Source organism: Cupriavidus nantongensis (assembly GCF_001598055.1).
Lineage (GTDB): Bacteria > Pseudomonadota > Gammaproteobacteria > Burkholderiales > Burkholderiaceae > Cupriavidus > Cupriavidus nantongensis.
Window position 1 is genome coordinate 919032 of the sequence record NZ_CP014844.1, and the last position, 18488, is coordinate 937519.

The following is an 18488-nucleotide window of genomic DNA, read 5'->3' on the forward strand; positions in this document are numbered from 1 at the left end:
TGTCACTGCCGCGCAGGCTGCCGCTTTCCACAGCCGGCAGGGACAGTGTTGTGGATCGATTGTGGAAAGTCGCCGGACAAGATAGCTAACTCATTGATCAGAAAAGGTAAAGCAGGTGCTGCTTAAATTTTGTGCAATTGCGCTACCCAGCGGCTGCGGCGCATCCGGCACGTGCCGCGGCGACGGCTGCCGCGGTTTCGGGCCGGCTTCTGTGCGCAAGCGCACGACTTTCCACAAAGCAGCGGGACAGTACTGTGGAGGGCTTGTGGAAAGGTGACTGAGAGATTTCATAAGCCATTGATTCGAAAGGCACTCCTGTCTGCTGCTTAAAAATTAGGCAGTCAGGCTTATTCCCTTCGGAGCGGCGCTGCAGCGGCCGGTGGCTGGCAAAAACGGGGTTTGTCCACAGCGACGAGGGAGAGGACTGTGGAAGGCCTGTGGACAAATCCGGGAGAAGAAGGCCAAGCCATTGAAACACAACAGGTTTTTAGTCGCTGCCGAGAAAATGTGCAGGCGCAGCAGAACCCTGGGATAACGACACTCCATTCAGGACTGCGCTGGCGGAGCGCCTGCCCCGGCGCTTGGCGAATCGGATAAGCGGGCTACCCGCCACGCGGCCGGGAAAAGTGTTTGGTGGATCGCATTTTATCCAGAGAAGCTGTGGATAACTTTGTGAACAAGCCCTTGGCCCGGCATGTAAGTGGTTGATGCAAAAGAAAAATGGTTATATTGCCTAATTTTTGTTGTGCTCATAAACCGCATAAGAATCAAAGGCTTGCACGAACCCATGCGGCTTCCAGGGTAGGCCCCGGGCATCAATGCTACCCCCTTGACATTGCAGTTATGCTGTGGACATGTCTGATCCACGCCGCTTGCCAGCGGCTTCGCCATGTCTGACTTGCCGAATTTTTCGCGTGACCCTTCCGCCACCACGCCGCGCAGCGGCCGCGAGGTGATCCCGGTCGGCGAACTCAACCACGCGATCGCGCGCGTGCTCGAACGCAGTTTCCCGCTCGCCTGGGTACGGGGCGAAATCTCAAACTTCACGCGCGCCGCCAGCGGGCACTGGTATTTCTCGCTGAAGGACGCGCGCGCGCAGATCCGCTGCGTGATGTTCCGCGGGCGCAACCAGCATGTCGAGTTCCAGCCGCGCGAGGGCGAGGCGGTCGAGGTGCGCGCCGTGGTCTCGATGTACGAGGCGCGCGGCGAGCTGCAGCTGGGAGTCGAGGCGATGCGCCGCGCCGGCCTCGGCAACCTCTATGAAGCATTCCTGCGGCTCAAGGAAAAACTGTCGCAGGCGGGGCTGTTCGCGCCGGAGCGCAAGCGCCCGGTGCCGGCACAGCCGCGCACCATCGGCGTGGTCACGTCATTGCAGGCCGCGGCGCTGCGCGATGTGCTGAGCACGCTGCGGCGGCGTGCGCCGCATGTGCCGGTGGTGGTCTATCCGGTGCCGGTGCAGGGCACTGGCGCGGCACAGAAGATCGCGGACATGCTCGACATGGCGGCCGCGCGCGCCGAATGCGACGTGCTGATCCTGTGCCGCGGCGGCGGCAGCATCGAAGACCTGTGGTCGTTCAATGAAGAGGTGGTGGCGCAGGCGATCGCGCGCTGCACGCTGCCGGTGGTCTCCGGCGTCGGCCACGAGACCGATTTCACCATTGCCGATTTTGTCGCCGACGTGCGCGCGCCTACGCCTACCGGCGCGGCCGAACTGGTCAGCCCCGATCGCGCGCACCTGCTCGCGCAGACGCTGCGCGCGCGCGATGCGCTGCGGCAATGCCTGCGCCGCGGGCTGGACCTGCGCGCGCAGCACCTCGACTGGCTGGCGCGGCGCGTGCGCAGCCCGCAGGCGCAGCTGCAGGAGCGCCGCGCGCAAGTCGACAATCTGGCGCGACATTTGCGGGCGGCATTGCGTGACACCGTGGTGTCGCAGCGCCATCGCCACCAGTTGCTGGCGATGCGCTGGCGCGCCTGCCGCCCCGACGCCGCCGCGGCCCACGCCGACGTGGCGCGCCTGTGGCAGCGGCTGCAGGCAGCCGCGCTGCGCCAGCACGAGCGCGCCGGCCAGCGCCTGGCGCGCAGCGCCGGCGCGCTCGAGCTGCTGGCGCCGCAGCGCACGCTGGAGCGCGGCTATGCGGTGCTGCTCGACCAGCGCGGACGCGCGCTGCGTGCCCCCGCCGAGATCCGCGCCGGCAGCGTGGTCGAAGCGCACCTGGCCGAGGGCGTGGCCGACCTGGCGATCGCCGGCGTGCAGGCCAAGCTGCCGGAATTCTGAGCCGTTGCGCGGCGCCGGGAACGCCTCCCATTCGCGTGCGGCACAGCTCGGAAAGAGCGCGCCGAAATCTCCCGGAAAGCCGCGCGCGGACAAACTAACATCGGAGCAGGGGGCTTTGCGCCGCGGTTTGCGTGGGTCTTGCAAGTCCCCTACAATCGGCAATTCCGGACCCAACAACCCCAACCCACAGAGACAGAACAATGGAACACAAGCTCCCCCCGCTTCCGTACGCGCATGATGCCCTGGCTCCGCACATCTCCAAGGAGACGCTGGAGTTCCATCATGACAAGCATCACCAGACCTACGTCACCAACCTGAACAACCTCATCAAGGGCACCGAGTTCGAGAACGCGACCCTGGAAGAGATCGTCAAGAAGTCGTCGGGCGGCATCTTCAACAACGCCGCCCAGGTGTGGAACCACACCTTCTACTGGGATTCGCTGAAGCCCAACGGCGGCGGCCAGCCGACCGGCGCACTGGCCGATGCCATCAACGCCAAGTGGGGCTCGTTCGACAAGTTCAAGGAAGAGTTCACCAAGGTTGCCGTCGGCACCTTCGGTTCGGGCTGGGCCTGGCTGGTCAAGAAGGCCGATGGCTCGCTGGACCTGGTGTCCACCTCCAACGCCGCCACGCCGCTGACCACCGACGCCAAGCCGCTGCTGACCTGCGACGTGTGGGAGCACGCCTACTACATCGACTACCGCAATGCCCGTCCGAAGTACGTCGAGGCATTCTGGAATGTCGTGAACTGGGACTTCGCCGGCAAGAATTTCGCTGGCTGATCGACGCATCGTCCGCACCGCATTAATCAAAAAAGGGCCGCCAGGCCCTTTTTTGTTGCCCCGCCATTCCGTAGTCCCGCACACGCCGCACTTTTCCGCACTTCCTGTGTCCACGTCGTCCCATGGCTGGAACACAGCGACACACCATCGCCAACTACCGCGCTACGCGCCCGCGCCCTAAGCTGCGAATGTCCATGCCAGCGTGGTCCGCCATCACGATAACAAATCGATATGGTGACCAAAAGAAAATGCGAATGGACGCTGCGATACCCGATTTCTAGAATCCCCTTCACGCTGCATCGCCGCGTACATCCGCCGCATGAGATAGCGCAATCAAGAATCCACAAATTGCTGATGCCGTAGTCCGGGCAGGGGTTGCTGCTGCCCGCGATTCCGTGCACGGGGCGGGGCAGGCATCCCCGTATCGATTCGGACAGGCGCAAGACGACACTGGAGACAACATGAACAACCCCCTTGCGGGCGCCACCTTTGCGGCGCTCGCGGCCTGCTGTACCGTCGCTTCGGCGCAGAACCACGTGATGCTGTATGGCCGGCTGAATACGTCGATGGAGTATTCGGACGCGTCTACCGCGTCCGACGGCACCAGGCTCGGCGGCACCGGCCGGCTTACCAACAACCGCTCGGTGTTCGGCATGCGCGGTGAGGAAGCGCTGGTGGGCAGCGTCAAGGCAATCTGGCAGATCGAGAGCAATATCTCGCTGGATACGGGCAGCGGGCAACTGGCCAGCCGCAATACCCGCCTTGGCCTGGCTGGTTCAGCCGGCAGCTTCTTCATGGGCAACTGGACCACACCTTACCTGGAAGCCACGTCGTCCTACGATCCGTTCTATCCGACCACGGCCGGCTATATGGCGCTGATCGGCAACGGCTCGACCCCGACCTCCGACAACATCCAGGACACCAGCGCCTTCGACCGCCGCCAGAAGAACAGCTTGCACTACCGCAGCCCGAAGTGGAACGGTTTCAGTGGCGGCGTGACCTGGGGCATCAATGAAGAGCGCACCACGGTGCCGCGCAATCCCAGCCTGTGGTCGTTTGCCGGCGCCTATGACAACGGCCCGCTCAACGTGGTGCTGGCCTACGAGCGCCACAACAACTACCAGGCCGCGGGCCGCGACGACGAAGGCATGAAGGTCGGCGTGTCATACCAGTTCCCGACCACCAAGGTCTCTGCGATCTACGAGCGGCTGCACTACCGCACCGCCACCGGCGACCTGAAGCGCGATGCGTATTACGCCTCGGTGGTGCAGAAGCTGTGGACCGGCAGCCTGCGCGCCGGCGTCGGCTTTGCCGACAACGGCCGCGGCAGCGCCACCGAGACCGTCGGCTTCTTCCGCAGCGGTCCGGGTACCGGCGCGGTGCAGGCCACGGTGGGCTACGAATACCCGCTGTCGAAGCGCACTTCGGTGTTCGGCTTCTACAGCCGCATCTTCAACAAGAAGAACGCCACCTACGACTTTGCGATCAACGAGCTCGGCATTTCCGCCGGCGCCGATCCGCAGACCTTTGCGCTGGGCATGCGTCACGTGTTCTGAACAAGGCCCGCCCCAGGCCATTACCCAAGATCAAGGAGACCCCACATGAAATTCCGCCACATGCTGCGCGCGGCGCTGGCCGCCGCACTGTGCCTGCCGCTGCTGCCCGGCGCGGCGCACGCCGACAACTATCCCGACAAGCCGATCCGCCTGGTCGTGCCGTTCGCCGCCGGCAGCGCCACCGACCTGCTGGCGCGCATCGTCAGCGCGGGCATGAGCACCAGTTCGAACATGCAGGTGGTGGTGGACAACCGCCCCGGCGCGGGCGGCACCATCGGCACCGCGGTGGTGGCCAAGGCGCCCGCCGACGGCTACACGCTGCTGCTGACGTCCGCCGGCCATGCGGTCAACCCCACGCTCTACCCCAAGCTGCCGTACGACACCACGCGCGACCTGAAGGGCATCTCCACGGTGGCGACCATGCCCTACCTGCTGGTGGTCAGTGCCTCCAGCCCGTACCGGACGCTCAAGGACCTGCTGGCCGCCGCGCGCGCCAGGCCGGATTCGGTGACCTACAGCTCGGCGGGCAGCGGCAGCTCGTCGCACCTGAGCGGCGAGCTGTTCAACGTGACCGCGGGCGTGCAGACCCGGCATATCCCGTACAAGGGCGCGCCGGCGGCCATCACCGATGTGATGAGCGGACGCGTCGACATGTTCTTCGCCCCGTCCATCACCGCGTTGCAGTACGTCAAGGACGGCAAGCTGCGCATCCTGGGAGTGGCCACGGCGGCGCGGGTGCCGTCGCTGCCGGACGTGCCCACCATCGCCGAAGCGGGCGTGCCGGGCTATCTGTTCGACGCCTGGTTCGGCGTGCTGGCGCCGGCGGGCACGCCCAAGGAAATCGTGGCGCGCCTGAACACGGCGATGCAGCAGGCGCTGAGCGCGCCGGCGACGAAGGAGAAGCTGATGGCGCAGGGCGCCGAGGCCAAGACCTCGACCCCGGCCGCGTTCGACAAGCTGATCGCCGCCGACATCGCCAAGCTCGAGCCTATCGTCAAGCGCTCGGGCGCGCAGCCGGGCCAGTAACGCTGCACTGATGGCGCCCGGTGCATCATCCGGGCGCCGCCTCATTCAAACCAAAGGAAACATCGCTATGCGTTGGATTGCACGGGGCCTGGCGCATGCCATGGCGGCGGCTTGCGTGATTGCGGCCGGAGGAGCGCAGGCGCAGGCCGCCGCCGCGCCCGCGGACCGGATCCTGGTCAACGGCACGGTGCTGACCATGGACGCCGCCGATACGGTGGCGCAGGCCATCGCCATCCGCGGCGAGCGCATCGTTGCAGTGGGCGCCAACCCGAAGATCCGCCGCCTGGCCGGCCCGGCCACCGAGATCATCGACCTGGGCGGCCGCACGGTGATTCCGGGCCTGATCGACACCCATATCCACGCCATTCGCGGCGGCCAGAGCTATGCCTTCGAGACCTACTGGTACGAAGGCGAAACCACCAGCCTGGCTGCGGGGCTGGAGCAGCTGCGCAAGACCGCGCTGGCGCGCGGCCCGGGCAAATGGGTGGCCGTGACCGGGTCGTGGCACCCCGACCAGTTCACCGAGAAACGCGCGCCGACGCCGGCCGAGCTGACCGCGCTGCTGCCCGACAATCCCGCCTACGTGCAGTACCTGTACGACTACGCGCTGGTCAACGCCAAGGCGATCGAGGTGCTCAGGCTCGACCAGCCCGATGCGCTGCCGCCCGGCATCCGCATGGAGCGCGACGGCGATGGCCGTCTCACCGGCCGCATCCTCGGCGCGATACGGCCGCTGTCGGCGCTGTTCGGGCGCATCCTGGCGCAGAGCGATGTCGATGCCAAGGTCAGCCTGCAGGCCTTCTTCGGCCGGCTGAACAGCCTGGGCGTGACCGCTCTGATCGACCCCACCGCCGGGCCGGGCGCCGCGTACGATCCGCTGTTCGCGCTGTGGCGCGAAGACCGGCTCTCGCTGCGGGTCGGCTACCGCATCCCTACGCTGGTCGCTGGCAACGAGGCCGAGTGGTTCCGCAACACGCTGGCCTACCTGCCGCCGCGCATGGGCGACGGCAAGCTGCGTTTCCTCGGGCCGGGCGAAATGCTGGTGTTCGGCATGGACGACGGCGTCAAGATGGGGCCCGGATTCCAGCCGTCGGCGAAGGACCGCGAGGAACTGCTGAAGGTTGCCACCTTCGCCGCCAGCCGCGGCTATCCGGTGGAAATCCACGCTTATACCGACGATGCCGCCAACGCCATCCTCGACGTGTTCGAGGAAGTGGCGAAACACCATGACCTGGGCAAGCTGCGCTGGGCCATGGCCCACCTGAACACCGGCAAGCCGGAAACGTTCCGCCGCATGAAGGCGCTCGGGCTGGCCTACACGGTGCAGATGGGGCCGTACTTCGAGGCCGGCGCCATCGGCCACGCCAACGATCACCATGTGGCCGAGGCCGCGCCGCCGGTGCGGCTGGCGCTGCAGCACGGGCTGAAAGTGGCCGGCGGCACCGATGCCACGCGCATCGGCATCCCCGGCGTCTGGCGCGCGCTGGAGTTCCACGTCGGCGGCTATTCGATCGGCAAGGAAATCCGGCGCAAGGAGGACTTCCGGCTCTCGCGGCTGGAAGCGCTGCGGCTGTACACCGCCAATGCGGCCTGGATTTCGTTCGACGAGAGTTCGCGCGGCACGCTCGAGGCGGGCAAGCTGGCCGACCTGGCGGTGCTCGACAAGCCCTACCTGACCGTGCCGGTTGAAGACATCCATCGCATCCGTTCGGTGCTGACGATGGTCGACGGGAAAGTGGTGCATGCCGACGGCGCCTTCGCCGCGCGCAAGCCACGCTAGGCAGCCGCCCCGCCAGCGCAGCGGAGGGAATCAGCATGCCCCACCTGACCGTCGAATACACCCGCAACCTTGCGCCGGTTGCGCGCATCGATGCCCTGCTGGCGGGACTGAGCGCGGTCCTGCTTGCGCAGGGCGCGGCGTTTGCGCCAGGCGGCATCCGTGCGCGCGCGGTGTGCCTGGAGTTCTACCGCATGGCCGACGGCAGCGGCGACGATGCCTTCGTCCATGTGACGCTGGCGGTCGCGGCGGGGCGCTCGCAAGACGTGCTCGACCGCACCGTCAGCGCCCTGTTCGATACCCTGACCGCGCATTTCGCCGAGCCATACCGGCGCCGCTACCTGGCGTTGTCGCTGGAACTGCGCGAGTTTGCCGGGGCCTACCGGAGTCTCAACAACATTCACCAGCGCTACAGCACCACGGCCGCATAGGGCGGCGGCCGCATACCACCACAACGACAAGACCGCCCCCCTGAGGAGACAGCAAATGAAGTTCGGAACCATTGGGGCGGCGCTGCTTGCGTTGACCCCGACGCTGGCCACAGCGCAGTCCGTGACGATGTACGGCGTGATCGATACCGGCGTGGAATACGTGAACAGGGTCGGCGCGGGCGGCGACAGCCTGGTGCGCATGCCGACCCTGACCGGCACCGTGCCGTCGCGATGGGGCCTGCGCGGCACCGAGGACCTGGGCGGCGGGCTCAAGAGCGTGTTCGTGCTGGAGTCAGGCTTCGCCCCGGATACGGGCGGTGCCAACCAGGGCGGTCGGCTGTTCGGGCGGCAGGCGCTGGTTGGGCTGAGCGGCAAGTGGGGCCAGCTGTCGCTGGGGCGGCAGTACACCATGCTGTTCTGGGCCAACCTGGACTCGGACATCCTCGGCCCCAACGTGTACGGCGCGGCATCGCTCGACAGCTACCTGCCGAATACGCGAGCCGACAACGCGATGGCCTACAAGGGCACCTTCGGCGGCCTGACCCTCGGCGCCACCTACAGCTTCGGGCGCGATGCGGTCAACGCCGGCCCCAGCCCGGCCGGCACCAACTGCCCGGGCGAAAACCCGGCCAGCAAGTCTGCCTGCCGCGAATGGTCGGCGCTGATCCAGTATGAGCACAAGGGCTGGGGCGTCACCGCTGCCTATGACTCGCTGCGCGGCGGGCCGGGTGCCTTCGGCGGGCTTGGCAACAAGTCGCTGAGCGATGATCGCCTGTCGCTGAGCGGCTACGTGCTGTTGTCGCGCGCCAAGCTGGGGGTGGGCGTGATCCGCCGCGACAACGAAGGCAGCGCGACACCGCGCAGCGAGCTCTGGTACGGCGGCATGGCTTACGACATCACGCCGGCCTTCACGCTGGCCGGGCAGGTCTATTACCTCAGGTTCCACGACAGCCCCAACAAGGCCATGCTCTACGCGGTGCGTGGTGCCTATGCGTTCTCCAAGCGGACTTCGGTTTATGCCACGGCGGGATTTATCGATAACGGGGGGCAGCTGGCCCAGTCAGTGAGCGCCGGGGCGGCCGGGTCCAATCCCAGGGCGGGTGGGTCCCAGCTTGGGACGATGGTGGGGGTAAAGCACGTGTTTTAAGGGGGCGGTCTGGGATGGCGTTATGCGGTCGGTTTTCGTTCCTGGCTGACGCTGCTGTTTCGCTGGGGTAGGGGTTTGGGGTGATGCCCGTGCACCTACGCCGCCGAAAACCCATCCCCAATCTCCCCCAACACCCGGCTATTCGGCCAATCCCCCTCCACCGCCAGCTCCCTCGCCACCCGCCTGAGCGTCTCCATCACCGCCAGCGAAGCCCGCGACGGCGGCCGCGCGGCCGCGTAGCCGATCATCCGATGCAGCTCCAGCCCACGGATCGGCACCGCCTGCAGCCGCTGCGCCTGCAGCTCATCCCGTATCGCCGCGGCAAAATGCACGGTCCAGCCGAACCCGCGCGCTACCAGGCGGCGGGCTACCTCGATCGATTCCACCTCCATCGTGACCTGCAGCTCCAGCCCCTGGCGCGCGGCCAGCGCTTCGAGCGCCAGCCGCACGCCTGACTTGGGCACGCCGGTCAGGATCAGCGGCAGGCCCTGCAGCTGTTCGATCTCCACCGGCCCATCGCCCAGCGATGCGTCTTCCCACGGGCCGATCGCACACAGGCTCTCCGCCACCAGCGGCACCGCCGAAACCCCGGGGCTCGACACCGGCCCGCTCAGCAGCGCGACGTCGAGCGTGCCTTGCAGCAGCGCATCCTGCAGCGCGGGCGCAAAGTTTTCCACCAGGCGCAGGCGGATCTCCGGATACTGCTCGCGCAGCGCTTCGGCCAGCGGGATGAACAGCAGCGGCGCCAGCGCCGGCGTCAGTCCCAGCGCCACCAGCCCGCGCGGCGACGCGGCGAGGTCGGCGATGTCCACCTTGACCTGGTCGGCGTAGCGCAGCAGGAAGGACGCGCGGTCCAGCAACACCAGGCCCTCGGGCGTGGGCGTGGCGCCGCGCACGTGGCGCTCCAGCAGGCGCACGCCCAGCTCTTCCTCGAGCAGCCGGATCTGGCGGCTGAGCGCGGGCTGCGCGATATGCAGCGCCGCCGAGGCGCGGCCGAAGTGCTGCAGCGTGGCCAGCACCTTGAAGTAGCGAAGTTGTCGGAGGTCCATGGCGTAGCTCTACTGCGGTGAACGTGCGCAATCGATTGCACAAAAACTTCAAAAAAAACGGCGCCCTCGGGGCGACCGCCTTACACGGGCCGGGTCGAAGCCCGCACCACCAGTTCGGGCGCCAGCAGGGTCCGCGCCGTGGTGGTGGTGCTGCCATCCAGCGCACCCAGCATCAGCGCGGCGGCGCGCGTGCCCATCTCGTAGAACGGCACGCGGATGGTGGTCAGCGCGGGCGCCACCGCATGCATCAGCAGCATGTCGTTGTGTCCCACCACCGACAGGTCCGACGGGCAACTGCCGCCCGCCGCGTTGACGGCCGCATAGCAGCCCAGCGCCAGGAAGTCATTGGCGGCCACCACCGCGGTGATGCGCTTGTGGCGCGACAGCAGCTGCGCGCACGCGGCCTGGCCCGCCGCTTCCGTATAGGCCGGCGCGCGCACCACCGGGCAGTCCGAAGCAGCCAGGCCCAGCTCCGCCACTGCCTGCAGGAAGCCCGCTTCGCGTTCGTGGCCGGTCGAGAGATTGGTCGGCCCGGCCACATGGCCGATGCGCCGGTGGCCCAGCGCGTGCAGGTGGCCGACGGCAAGCGCCATCGCCTGGCGGTGGTCGCCGACGATGCTGGAAACGCGCCCGGCATCGTCGCTGCGATTGACCATCACCAGCGGCACGCCCTGCGCCAGGCAATGCTCCACCACCGGGTCGTTGCGCTCGGCGGTGGCGAGGATCAGGCCGTCGACCTGCCGCGCCAGCAGCTGGTCGACGATAAAGGTCTGGCGCGCCTTGTCGCCGCCGGCATTGGCGACGATCGGGATATAGCGGTGCCGCGCCAGCGCGTTCTCGATGCCGAGCACGATCGGCGGAAATACCGGGCTGCCGATATCCGGCACCACCACGCCGATGGTGCCGGAGCGCCGCGTGCGCAGCGCCGCGGCAATGCGGTTGGGCGAGTAGTGCAGGTCCTGCGCCGCCTTCAGCACGCGCGCCACCAGTTCGTCGCCGATGCGGTGGCGGGTCTGCGGGTTGAGCACGCGCGATACCGTCGACGGATGCACGTCGAGCGCCTGGGCAATCTGCTTGATGGTGGGTTTGCTCATCGCTTGCTGCAAGCGTGCGGCAGGCGCCACGCCATACCTCCTGGTTATCGGAATACCGGCAAAAAGTGGATTGGACGCAAGGCCGCGGCACTTCCTACAATCGGCCCGGATGCCACCAGGCCTTGCGCTTGTCGTGCAATCGATTGCATTGTAATCTGCCCGGACGGCAATGCCAAGCGCAGCCGGCCCCGGGCCAGCAACAGGAGAGACAGAGATGAAAGCAGCGGTATCGCTCGCCGGCCAGGCGCCGGTGTACCAGGAGTTCGACGACCCGGTCGCCGAACCCGGCAAGGTGGTGGTCAAGGTTGCCGCGTCTGCGCTGACGCGGCTCGACATGGCAATTGCCGAAGGCCGCCACTACATCAAGCCGGGCGCGGGCAGGTTCGTGGTGGGGCGCGAGGGCGTGGGGCGGCTCGCCGACGGGCAGCGGGTCTACTTCAACGTCAATGCGCCGCGCGCGCCGTACGGCTCGATGGCGCAGCGCGCGCTGGTCGACCCGGCGCTGACCTTCCCCGTGCCGGACGGCATCGACGACGCCCGCGCGGCCGCGCTGGGCAACGCCGGCCTGGCGGCATGGCTGCCGCTGTCGTGGCGCGCACGCATGCAGCCGGGCGAGACCGTACTGGTGCTTGGCGCGACCGGCATTTCCGGACTGCTCGCGGTGGCCGCTGCCAAGCTGCTCGGCGCCGGCCGGGTCATTGCCGCCGGGCGCGACGTACGCGCACTGCAGCGCGCGCGCCGGCTGGGCGCGGACGCGGTGGTGCCGCTCGACCAGCCCGGCGACCTGGTCGCCGCGTACCGCAACGCAGCCGACGGCAACGTCGATATCGTGCTCGACTACCTGTGCGGCGCGCCCGCCGAAGCCGCGTTGCTGGCGCTGGGCCACGGCGGCCGGCTGGTCCATATCGGCACCACGGTCGCGCCCACCATCACCTTTGCCGGCGCCGCCGCGCGCCAGGCGTGCTTCGACATCATGGGCTTTGCCTACTACCACGCGCCCATCGAGGCGCAGGCGCAGGCCTATGCCGAACTGTGCCGGCATACCGCTGCCGGGCGCATGGAGATCGATATCCTCGCCGAGCCGCTGGAAGCGGTCGGCCGCGTGTGGGCGGCGCAGGCGCAGGGCGCGCGCCAGCGCTTCGTGCTGATGCCCTGAAGACGATCAGCGCGCCTTGGAGTCCGGCACGCGGGTCTGGTCGATCGAGGCCCCGCCGCTGCCCGTGCGCGGCTTGCCGTGCAGGCCGTCGCGGTCGACCTTGCCGGCGCTTTCCGAGGCGGGCTTGGGTTTGTCTCGGCCGGGCAGGCCGCCTGCGGTGTGCGGCTCCTTGGGCACGTCGCCGAGATCCCTGGCGAGGCCGCCGGGGTTGGTCGGGGTGGCGCCCGGCGTGCTTGCCGGCGCCACGCTGGCCCCGGGCGGCGGTATGGTCTGGCTGCCCTTGGGGCCCTTGTCGGTACGCACGCCGGTTTCGGGCGGCTGCGCCAGGGTGCCGCCGGCGAGCGCGCACAGCAGCGCGACGGCCGCGGCGCGAGGGAGGATGGATCGCATCTGGGTTCTCCTGATTAGCGCGAGCATGCTGGTACGGCAAAAGCATTTGCCGGGCCATCTCGCTTGCTGCGGCGCGGGGCCGGGCGGCGCCCCGGCGCAGCGCACTTTCTACAAGCGCCGGTGGTTGTTACAAGGACGCGGCGGCGACAGGCGCTGCGATGCCGGCATGCTCGGGCCGCGGCCGCCGACAGTGCCGCGGGAACGGAAGTTGCGCGCACTTCAGCGTTGGCCAGCGATGGCGGCCCACCTCAGCGGAGGCGTCATGAAGCACAGCAAGCACGACACGTCGAACGATCCGGCGCTGGACCGGCGCCAGGGCCTGGATGACCGTGAACTGAAGGAAAACGCCGCGGACAACCAGCGCGCGCGAGCGCGCGCCCGTGCCGATTGGGAGCATGCGGCATCACACCGCAAGGACGCGGAGAAGGGGCGCAAGCCGGGCCAGGCCGGCAAGGGCGAGATGCCGCCAGGCGTGGGCTCGCGTGACCTGCACGATCCCGGCAGCCGCGATCCCGATGCGCCGCCGACCGTAAACCGTTCCTGACCGGTCAGTCCTTCGCGCCGCGCGCCAGCCGCGCGGCCGCCTGCAGGCTGCGCACGATGCGGTCGAAGGCCGCGGCACGCGCCTCGTCGCTGCGCTGGCGCAGGGCAAACGAGGGGTGGTAGGTGGCGATCACCAGCCGTCCCTCGTGCTCGACCGGCGTCTCCATCATGCCCGCCAGCGTCACGCTCTTGCGGCCCAGCACCGCGCGCGCCGCGGTGGCACCGAGCGCGACCACCACCGTCGGGTGCACTTTTTCCAGCTCCCGCTCCAGCCACAGGTTGCAGGCCTCGATCTCCTGCTGCGCCGGCGATTTGTGCAGCCGGCGCTTGCCGCGCCACTCGAACTTGAAATGCTTGACCGCGTTGGTCATGAAGAGCTTGTCGCGGTCCAGGCCCGCGGCCTGCAGCGCTTCATCGAGCAGATGCCCGGCCGGCCCGACAAAGGGCGAGCCTTGCAGGTCTTCCTGCGAACCGGGCTGCTCGCCCACCAGCATGATGCGCGCGTGTGCCGCGCCGGCGCCGGGCACGCCCTGGGTGGCGTTGCGCCACAACGGGCAGCGCCGGCATTCATTCAGTTCGCCGCGGCTGACAGGCGGCTTGTTGCGCTCGGGCATGGCGGTTGACGGTGGCGCAGCGCGCGCAGGTGCTGCTGCCGATCTGCTGCAGGTTTCGCGCCATGGCGCCGCGTTGCCATCGGTATGGAATTTGCCTCCTTCCATGACCGCGCGCCGGCCACGCCACCGCGCGGCTTGCCCTGCCACACCCAACGACTGACGCCTGAACCGCGCGCATGCCCCAGACCATCCGTCCCGCCTCCCGCCGCCGCATCGCCGCCGAACTGTTCCGCGCGATCTGGCGCTTCCGCGCGCGCGTGCTGGTCGCGGTGTCCTTGCTGCTGCTGGCCAAGGCCTGTGCCGTGGCGGTGCCGCTGATGCTCAAGCTGGTGGTCGACGAGGTCACGCCCGCCGCGGCCGGCACCGATGCCGCGCGCCTGGGGCTGGTGGCGATGCCGGTGTTCCTGGTACTGGCCTATGCCATCCTGCGGCTGCTCGGCAACGCCTTCAGCGAGCTGCGCGACGTGGTCTTTGCCTATGTGACGCAGAGCACGGTGGCGGCCTTCATGGAACGCGCCTTCGCGCACCTGCATGCGCTGGGCGCGCGCTTCCACGCGCAGCGCGCCACCGGCAGCGTGATCCGCGACCTGGAGAAGGGCACCGCGGCGATCGGCTTCCTGCTGGGCGTGGCGGTCTTTACCATCGTGCCGACGCTGATGGAGATCGTGTCGGTGCTGGCGATCATGATCGGCGCCTATGGCGCCGCCTTCGCCGCGATCATCCTGGGCGTGTTCGTGCTGTACGCCGGCTTTACCTATGTCTTTACGCAGCGGCGCATGCGCGTGCAGCGCCAGGTCAATGCGGTCGAGGCCACCACCAACAGCAAGGTGGTCGACAGCCTGCTCAACTACGACACCGTCAAGTTCTTCGCGCGCGAGTCGTTCGAGACCCGGCGCCTGTCCGAGATGCTGCAGCGCTGGGTCGGCATCAGCGTGGAAAACCAGTATGCGCTGTCGGCGCTGCATATCGGGCAGAGCGTGTGCATCGCGGTGGGGGTCGGCGCGGTGATGCTGCTGGCCACGCAGCGGGTGATCCAGGGCTCGCTGTCGGTGGGCGACCTGGTGCTGATCAACGCTTACATCATCCAGGTGGTGCTGCCGCTCAACACGCTGGGCTTTATCTTCCGCGAATCGAACGACGCCATGACCAATGTCGAGCGGCTGTTCGCGCTGCTCGACGCGCATGGCAAGCCCGGCGAGGACCGCGACGCGCCGGCCGCGCGCCCGTTGCGCGTAAGCCGCGGCGAAATCGTGTTCGACCGTGTCAACTTCAGCTACGACCCCAGCCACCAGACCCTGTGGGACGTCAGCTTCCGCGCCGGCGCCGGCCAGACCGTGGCGGTGGTGGGCGGCAGCGGCTCGGGCAAGTCGACGCTGGCGCGGCTGCTGTTCCGGCTGTACCAGCCCGACAGCGGCAGCATCAGCATCGACGGCCAGGACCTGCGCCTGGTGACGCAGCGCAGCCTGCGCGAACTGATCGGCATCGTGCCGCAGGACACCATCCTGTTCAACGACACCATCGCCTACAACATCGGCTATGGCCGGGAAGGCGCCACCCGCGCCGACATCGTCGCCGCGGCGCGCGCGGCGCAGCTCGACGCCTTTATCGACCGCCTGCCCGACGGCTACGAAACCCAGGTGGGCGAGCGCGGCGTGCGGCTGTCGGGCGGCGAGCGCCAGCGCGTGGCGATTGCGCGCGCGATGCTGAAGCGCCCGCCCATCGTGGTCTTCGACGAGGCCACCTCGGCGCTGGACACGCGCTCGGAGCGCGCGATCCAGCAGGAGCTGTCCGCAGTCGCGCGCGGGCGCACCGCACTGATCATCGCGCACCGGCTCTCGACCATCGTCGATGCCGACCGCATCCTGGTGATGGAGCACGGCCGCATCGTCGAAGACGGCAACCACGCCACGCTGCTCGAGCGCGGCGGCATCTACACCCAGATGTGGCAGTTGCAGCAGCAGCAGCGCGAGCTGGAACGCGCCGAACGGCGCCTGGCGCTGCAGCCGGTGCGCCTCGAGATCCTGCTGGCCAGCGTGGTCGACGGGCTGCGCGAGCTGATCGCCGAGCGGCATATCAACCTGTTCACGGTGCAGAGCGAGTCGGAGCTGCGCGTCACCGGCGATCCGGGCGTGCTGCAGAAGGCGATCTGGGAGCTGTGCCAGCACATGATCGCCACCATCGAGCCGGGCGGGCGGCTGGAACTGCGGCTCGAGCGGCTGGACGGCCAGGCCGGCCTGCGGCTGTCCGCCACGCCGGGCGACCTGCCGTTGCCGGATGTGCAGGGCCTGCACGAATGGCTGGCCGAGCACGGCGTTACGCTGAGCGCCGACGGACCCGCGCACGCCTATCAGCTGCTGATGCCGATGCGCGCCGTGCAGGAACCCGAGCCGCGCCGCGCGCCGGGCGCTGGCGCGGCCGCCGCCGCGGGTGCCGCGCCAGGCGCCGGGCCCGTAGCGGAGGCGGCCGAGGCGCCCGAGGCGCCCGATGCGCAGGCGCTCAAGGGCCTGCGCGTGCTGCTGCTGGACGACGACGAGCCCACGCGCGAGGTGCTGAGCGCCTCGCTCGAAGACTATGGCGCCCACGCCATCGCGCAGCAGCGCGGCGACGACGTGATTGCGCTGCTGGCCGGCACGCATCCCGGGCAATGGCCGCAGGTGCTGCTGTGCGACCTCGCGCTCGAGGAGGAGGACGGCTACACCGTGCTGCGCCGGGTGCGGCGGCTCGAGGCGCAGATGCAGGTGCCGCTGGGCAAGCGCATGACGGCGATCGCGCTGTCCGGGCACGCCGAGCCGCAGGACCGGATGCGCGCGCTGATGGCGGGATTCCAGCTGCACCTGTCCAAGCCGGTGCGGGTGGGCGAGCTGGTGGCGGCGATCCGTTCGCTGGCGGTGCGCTCCACGCCGGACGCGCAGCAAGCGTAGCGCGGCCACATTGACCGCAGCGGCAGCGCCTCAGGCGCGCGGCTCGCGCAGCCTGCGGCGCAGCATCAGCACTTCCGGCGGGATCACGCGCCGCTCCTGCCATACCCATGGCATGCCGCCCAGCACTTCGGCCAGGCCGCGCCATCCCTGGCAGCGCCACAGCTGCGGCAATGCCGCGGCGGTCTCGCCCAGCGCCACATGCCATGGCAACCTCAGCCAGGCCGACCAGATCGCATTGCGCGCCAGCAGCGAGCGGCGCTGCGCGGGATTGCGCAGCGGACTGGGATGGTGATGCACCACCAGCTGCGGCGCGTACACCAGCTGCCATCCATGCGCGGCCAGGTCCAGCGCCAGCAGCGTTTCCTCGCCGCCGAGGAAGAAGCGCGGATGGTAGCCGCCGGCCTGGCGGAAGGCATCGGTGCGGAACGCGGTGGCGCCCGCCATCAGGCCCAGGATCGCACGGCCGGGCAGCATCGCCGAGGGCAGCGGGCTGGCCGCCATGCGCGTGCAGGTCGGGTCTTCGCCGCGGTGCTCGCCGACCAGGATGCGCGCCGTCAGCGCGGCCACGCGCGGATGGCGCTCGAACATGGCGCACGCCGCCGACAGCGAACCGGGCGCCCACCAGCAGTCGTCGTCGCAGAAGGCGACGTAGCGGGTGCGGGCCCAGTCCGCGCCCAGGTTGCGGCCGGCGGCGCCGAGGTTGCGCGCGCTGCGCAGCAGCGCGGCGTGCGGGAATTCGCTGCGCACCATGGCGGCGGTGCCGTCGTCCGAGGCGTTGTCGACCACGGCGATGGGCGGGCGTTCCGGCAGCGCACTCAGGCGCGCCAGCGCGGTGCGCACCGAATCGCGCCGGTTGTGCGTCAGCACCACCACGCTGATGTCGCAAGCGCGGGTGCGCGCAGAAGGTCGGGGAACGTAAGCGGTGGTTGATATCGGCATGGGGATGGGCATGAATCAGGCAGCGCCGGCGTCGGCCGGCTGCAGCATCCAGTAGCGCTCGGGCGCGCACAGGTCGCACAGCCGGTCTTCGCTGAACAGCTGCAGCTGGCTCTGGTAGGCGTTGAGCGCATAGCTCTTCTGCGTCAGGTACTGCGCCACCGGCAGGTTGACGGGCGTGGCGCGCAGGCCGCTGTCCCGGCATTGCACCAGCCGCTGCTGCAGCAGGCCCGGCATGCGGCGGTAGATCGCGTCTTCGTAGTAGAGCCACTGCACGGGCGGGGGTGCGGCTGTGGCTGCGACGGCATGCGGCGCGCTCCAGGCGGCGCCGCGCGCGTGCGCGGCCAGCATCAGCAGCCGGCAGGCGTCATGCACCAGCGCATGGTCGGAATGGAACAGACCGAGCGGGGCTACGACCACGCCGTCGGTCTGCGTCAGCAGCACGGTGTGCAGCGCGTCGGCAAGCTGCTGCGCGGTGTAGCGGCGCCCGTACTGGCTGTCCCAGAAGTCCAGCCACACCGCGTGCGCGCCCAGCATGGTCAGCGCGTGGTTGTCCTCGCGCCGGCGCGACAGCACCGCCTGCTCGGCACTGGCGAAGCCGGCGGCCTGGTCCCAGTCCGGGGCCGGCATGTCGGCCGGCGGCACGCCCGCGAACACGGTCACCACCCGCGCCGCGCGCGCGGCCGCGATCAGCCCGCCGCAGCTGAACACGCCATCGTCCAGGTGCGGCGAGATCACGGTCACCGCAGCGGCGAGATCGACCACCATCGCCGTGCCCATGCCGCCCCCTC

Annotated in this window: 16 protein-coding genes; 10 read left to right on the plus strand and 6 right to left on the minus strand. The window is 68.9% G+C overall.

The features are described 5' to 3' along the window. Positions 1-889: 889 nt before the first annotated feature. The 7 genes from xseA (at position 890) to A2G96_RS04230 (ending at position 8994) form a co-directional block, all read left to right on the plus strand. Entirely contained in the window at positions 890-2275 is a 1386-nt protein-coding gene (gene xseA / locus A2G96_RS04200; protein ID WP_062797046.1) for an exodeoxyribonuclease VII large subunit, read from the plus strand. Positions 2276-2475: 200 nt separating this feature from the next. Continuing rightward, on the plus strand, positions 2476-3057 hold the full coding sequence (sodB, locus tag A2G96_RS04205) for a superoxide dismutase [Fe] (protein ID WP_012351891.1): 582 nt from the start codon (positions 2476-2478) through the stop codon (positions 3055-3057). A gap of 461 nt (positions 3058-3518) precedes the next feature. Beyond that, a complete protein-coding gene (locus A2G96_RS04210; RefSeq protein WP_062797048.1) occupies positions 3519-4613 on the plus strand; it encodes a porin in 1095 nt (364 codons plus the stop codon). Positions 4614-4658: 45 nt separating this feature from the next. Then, entirely contained in the window at positions 4659-5639 is a 981-nt protein-coding gene (locus tag A2G96_RS04215; protein WP_082818839.1) for a tripartite tricarboxylate transporter substrate binding protein, read from the plus strand. A 67-nt stretch (positions 5640-5706) separates the two neighbouring features. Next, positions 5707-7419: an amidohydrolase gene (locus A2G96_RS04220; protein ID WP_062797050.1), complete on the plus strand. Its 1713-nt coding sequence runs from the start codon at positions 5707-5709 to the stop codon at positions 7417-7419. Positions 7420-7454: 35 nt separating this feature from the next. Beyond that, a complete protein-coding gene (locus tag A2G96_RS04225; RefSeq protein WP_062797052.1) occupies positions 7455-7847 on the plus strand; it encodes a 5-carboxymethyl-2-hydroxymuconate Delta-isomerase in 393 nt (130 codons plus the stop codon). A gap of 55 nt (positions 7848-7902) precedes the next feature. Next, entirely contained in the window at positions 7903-8994 is a 1092-nt protein-coding gene (locus tag A2G96_RS04230; RefSeq protein WP_062797054.1) for a porin, read from the plus strand. A gap of 95 nt (positions 8995-9089) precedes the next feature. Here A2G96_RS04230 and A2G96_RS04235 read toward each other — a convergent pair whose 3' ends face one another. Together A2G96_RS04235 and A2G96_RS04240 are read right to left on the minus strand one after the other, a co-directional pair. Next, a complete protein-coding gene (locus tag A2G96_RS04235; RefSeq protein WP_062797056.1) occupies positions 9090-10043 on the minus strand; it encodes a LysR family transcriptional regulator in 954 nt (317 codons plus the stop codon). Between the two features lie 80 nt (positions 10044-10123). Next, a complete protein-coding gene (locus A2G96_RS04240) occupies positions 10124-11137 on the minus strand; it encodes a LacI family DNA-binding transcriptional regulator (protein ID WP_062797058.1) in 1014 nt (337 codons plus the stop codon). Between the two features lie 214 nt (positions 11138-11351). Here A2G96_RS04240 and A2G96_RS04245 point away from each other — a divergent pair, with 214 nt between their 5' ends. Further along, positions 11352-12293, plus strand: a complete 942-nt coding sequence (locus tag A2G96_RS04245) for a zinc-binding dehydrogenase (protein WP_062797060.1) — start codon at positions 11352-11354, stop codon at positions 12291-12293. Between the two features lie 6 nt (positions 12294-12299). Here A2G96_RS04245 and A2G96_RS04250 read toward each other — a convergent pair whose 3' ends face one another. Then, the gene (locus tag A2G96_RS04250; protein WP_062797062.1) at positions 12300-12683 is read right to left on the minus strand and encodes a hypothetical protein; all 384 of its coding nucleotides are present in this window, start codon (positions 12681-12683) and stop codon (positions 12300-12302) included. Between the two features lie 262 nt (positions 12684-12945). On the opposite strand from A2G96_RS04250, the gene A2G96_RS04255 reads away from it, so the two are divergent. Beyond that, positions 12946-13227, plus strand: a complete 282-nt coding sequence (locus tag A2G96_RS04255) for a hypothetical protein (protein WP_062797064.1) — start codon at positions 12946-12948, stop codon at positions 13225-13227. Positions 13228-13231: 4 nt separating this feature from the next. On the opposite strand, the gene A2G96_RS04260 is transcribed toward A2G96_RS04255, so the two are convergent. Continuing rightward, positions 13232-13840, minus strand: coding sequence for a UdgX family uracil-DNA binding protein (locus A2G96_RS04260; protein ID WP_062797066.1), 609 nt, complete (start codon positions 13838-13840; stop codon positions 13232-13234). Positions 13841-14016: 176 nt separating this feature from the next. Here A2G96_RS04260 and A2G96_RS04265 point away from each other — a divergent pair, with 176 nt between their 5' ends. Continuing rightward, positions 14017-16761, plus strand: coding sequence for an ABC transporter transmembrane domain-containing protein (locus tag A2G96_RS04265; protein WP_062797068.1), 2745 nt, complete (start codon positions 14017-14019; stop codon positions 16759-16761). 30 nt (positions 16762-16791) lie between these two features. Here the strand turns inward: A2G96_RS04265 and A2G96_RS04270 are convergent, their stop codons facing one another. Both A2G96_RS04270 and A2G96_RS04275 read right to left on the minus strand, forming a co-directional pair. Further along, positions 16792-17712, minus strand: coding sequence for a glycosyltransferase family 2 protein (locus tag A2G96_RS04270; RefSeq protein ID WP_417926424.1), 921 nt, complete (start codon positions 17710-17712; stop codon positions 16792-16794). A gap of 3 nt (positions 17713-17715) precedes the next feature. Continuing rightward, positions 17716-18477, minus strand: a complete 762-nt coding sequence (locus A2G96_RS04275) for a PIG-L deacetylase family protein (protein WP_062797070.1) — start codon at positions 18475-18477, stop codon at positions 17716-17718. Positions 18478-18488: the final 11 nt, after the last annotated feature.

Coding starts and splice junctions, on each gene's coding strand:
- A2G96_RS04225 (WP_062797052.1), top strand. CDS start 7,455: ATGCCCCACCTGACCGTCGAATACACCCGCAACCTTGCGCCGGTTGCG.
- A2G96_RS04270 (WP_417926424.1), bottom strand. CDS start 17,712: ATGCCCATCCCCATGCCGATATCAACCACCGCTTACGTTCCCCGACCT.
- A2G96_RS04220 (WP_062797050.1), top strand. CDS start 5,707: ATGCGTTGGATTGCACGGGGCCTGGCGCATGCCATGGCGGCGGCTTGC.
- A2G96_RS04275 (WP_062797070.1), bottom strand. CDS start 18,477: ATGGGCACGGCGATGGTGGTCGATCTCGCCGCTGCGGTGACCGTGATC.
- A2G96_RS04230 (WP_062797054.1), top strand. CDS start 7,903: ATGAAGTTCGGAACCATTGGGGCGGCGCTGCTTGCGTTGACCCCGACG.
- xseA (WP_062797046.1), top strand. CDS start 890: ATGTCTGACTTGCCGAATTTTTCGCGTGACCCTTCCGCCACCACGCCG.
- sodB (WP_012351891.1), top strand. CDS start 2,476: ATGGAACACAAGCTCCCCCCGCTTCCGTACGCGCATGATGCCCTGGCT.
- A2G96_RS04255 (WP_062797064.1), top strand. CDS start 12,946: ATGAAGCACAGCAAGCACGACACGTCGAACGATCCGGCGCTGGACCGG.
- A2G96_RS04250 (WP_062797062.1), bottom strand. CDS start 12,683: ATGCGATCCATCCTCCCTCGCGCCGCGGCCGTCGCGCTGCTGTGCGCG.
- A2G96_RS04265 (WP_062797068.1), top strand. CDS start 14,017: ATGCCCCAGACCATCCGTCCCGCCTCCCGCCGCCGCATCGCCGCCGAA.
- A2G96_RS04210 (WP_062797048.1), top strand. CDS start 3,519: ATGAACAACCCCCTTGCGGGCGCCACCTTTGCGGCGCTCGCGGCCTGC.
- A2G96_RS04245 (WP_062797060.1), top strand. CDS start 11,352: ATGAAAGCAGCGGTATCGCTCGCCGGCCAGGCGCCGGTGTACCAGGAG.
- A2G96_RS04240 (WP_062797058.1), bottom strand. CDS start 11,137: ATGAGCAAACCCACCATCAAGCAGATTGCCCAGGCGCTCGACGTGCAT.
- A2G96_RS04235 (WP_062797056.1), bottom strand. CDS start 10,043: ATGGACCTCCGACAACTTCGCTACTTCAAGGTGCTGGCCACGCTGCAG.
- A2G96_RS04260 (WP_062797066.1), bottom strand. CDS start 13,840: ATGCCCGAGCGCAACAAGCCGCCTGTCAGCCGCGGCGAACTGAATGAA.
- A2G96_RS04215 (WP_082818839.1), top strand. CDS start 4,659: ATGAAATTCCGCCACATGCTGCGCGCGGCGCTGGCCGCCGCACTGTGC.